2 protein-coding genes are annotated in these 2,108 nt (G+C 42.4%); one reads left to right on the forward strand and one right to left on the reverse strand.

Annotated features, from left to right (window positions below; translation table 11 throughout):
- Positions 1-117: 117 nt before the first annotated feature.
- Entirely contained in the window at positions 118-1,536 is a 1,419-nt protein-coding gene (locus F6K37_RS39430; RefSeq protein ID WP_287256698.1) for a DUF2252 domain-containing protein, read from the reverse strand.
- A 462-nt stretch (positions 1,537-1,998) separates the two neighbouring features.
- On the opposite strand from F6K37_RS39430, the gene F6K37_RS39435 reads away from it, so the two are divergent.
- Positions 1,999-2,108 (forward strand): DNA phosphorothioation-associated 4-like protein (locus F6K37_RS39435; protein WP_502887821.1); only part of this gene is annotated, 110 nt, incomplete at its 3' end.

Raw genomic sequence — 2,108 nt, forward strand, 5'->3', positions numbered from 1 at the left:
TATAGGTTATAGGGACTAGCTCGCGACCATCCCTTTGCCGCTTATCCTGTTATTTAACCTTCCCCCTGTGCCATATCAACGCATTATATTTTACCAAAGCCAATTAAACTAAAACGATTAGTCACAACTGCCGCTAGAGCAGCTATTGGGTTTCAGCTTTTCGAGAAAGTAACCATAGTCCTTCTCAACTTGATCAGCATAAGTTAAAGCCACTTCCCTTACCAATTGCCGAAACTCCTTGTGGCGACCGTCAGTCAACTTATCCACCTGTTTGTCTATGGAATAAGGCACTAAGGTGGCATCAAAATCTTTGTCAGCTCGTGCGTGAGCTGTTGCCAACACTTCACCCCATTGTTCAGCTAGCTTAACAAAGCGTTTCTCTTTAGTTAGCTCAGTGATATCAAAGGTTTCTTTAAATGGCGATCGCTCTCGCACTGAGTAATACCCATCCCCTAGTTTCATCCAGCCCAGGTGATTATCGGTGTGCTTGGTTAAGGCTCGATAGGCTAAAGCATGACGTTGACCCTCATTGTTAAAATTTTTATCATAGTTTTCCCGTTCCTCCTGACTCAGGTAATCATAGGCAGTAGGGGAAGATTGGAATTTAATGTCCAAGATCCGGTCATCATCCTGGGAAGACGTCTCGCCTTCAATCAGGACATAATAGCGTGGTATTCCTAAGGAACCAGTGCCAGCCAGTAAACGTTGCGCAATATCTTTGGCTCGGAAGTAGTTGTTATCATATTTAAACTTTTTTGTCAACGTTTTCTTATAATCTGCGATCGCATTCTCAATATCCTGTCGCTCGGAAGCAGTAGGTTTGCCTAACTTAACCTTAGATAGATTGAAGCGACGCTGATTTCCATCCAGTTCTGTCCATTTTTTCAACATTTTTTGGCGGCTTTCGTTGGCTTCGACTCCTTCTAGGAAGTCATCCAACTTCCCATAGGTATTGTCTTTAGTGAAGTAAGTCTCCAGTTCACGATCATTACCCCGATAGGAGGCCATAGTATCAAGATAGGACTCACTAAAGGCATCAATCCCGTTGTTCTGTTCCTCAGCAGACAAACCATTCTGACGACCGACCAATGCTAAACTAGCTGCCATGCGCCAGACATCATATTGGTAATCGGCAATAATCCCATCATCAAAGTCATCGAGTGAGTAAACGATTTCCCCTCGATTATTATCATATGCCCCAAAGTTCTCGGCATGCATATCTCCTGATAACCAAATCTTGGTTTTGGCATTTCCAAAATCCTTGAGGCGGCTATCCCCAGCAAAATCTTTCCAAAATAGTTGGTTAGTGCCACGGTAGAAGACAAATTTAGAACAAGCCATTTTGCAATATTTAGTTTCTCGATCTTGCTTGGAAATGCCAGTGTTTGCCTCCTGAATCGTTTTCACGACTACCTTTGCACGATCGCTGGTTTTCAGGGGGTCCGGTCGGCCAGGGGATGAACAGGATAGGTTAGTCAGTAAAAGTAGGATTGCGATCGCACTCAAATAAACTAGTTGCTTACAAGTCTTCATCATTCAATTCAAAATTACGTTAATCTATGAAACACCAAGTAATAGATCTCTAATAGCAAAGGGAACAGCGGATCTGGGAATAGGGAACAGGGAATAGGGAACAGGGAACAAAAATTATCACAATTCATTTCGGAGCCCTAAAGAGGCTATTCGTTTACGTTTCTTCATGTTTAGTTTTCTTTACAATTTACTGGCTTTCATGGTTGGTAAAAGCCTGGCTTATGGCTAGCTAAGGGAGTTTTAAGGGGTAAATTTAGCGGTTTCTAGCCTAATGAGGTACACAGGTTTTTTTCCCTGTTCCCTCTTCTCTATTCCCTGTTAAATGTTCCCTGTTGCCTAAAACCAGGGAGTCTGTACCTTACCAAATTGAAAACTGCTATATGGTATAATAAATAGATTACCGCACTTTACGCTTTTTGGGATTAGGCTTGTGCATAAAATGTATTAGAAGTAGACACCAAGACAATGGCTGGAAATAGAATCAGGGTTGCTAAAGATAAGGCGGCTTTGGTGAAAGACCTAACCGCTTCCGATGGAAAAACTGGACCGTTTCAGACTTATGCTGATGTGATGGA

It is taken from the genome of Moorena sp. SIO4E2 (assembly GCF_010671945.1).
Lineage (GTDB): Bacteria > Cyanobacteriota > Cyanobacteriia > Cyanobacteriales > Coleofasciculaceae > Moorena > Moorena producens.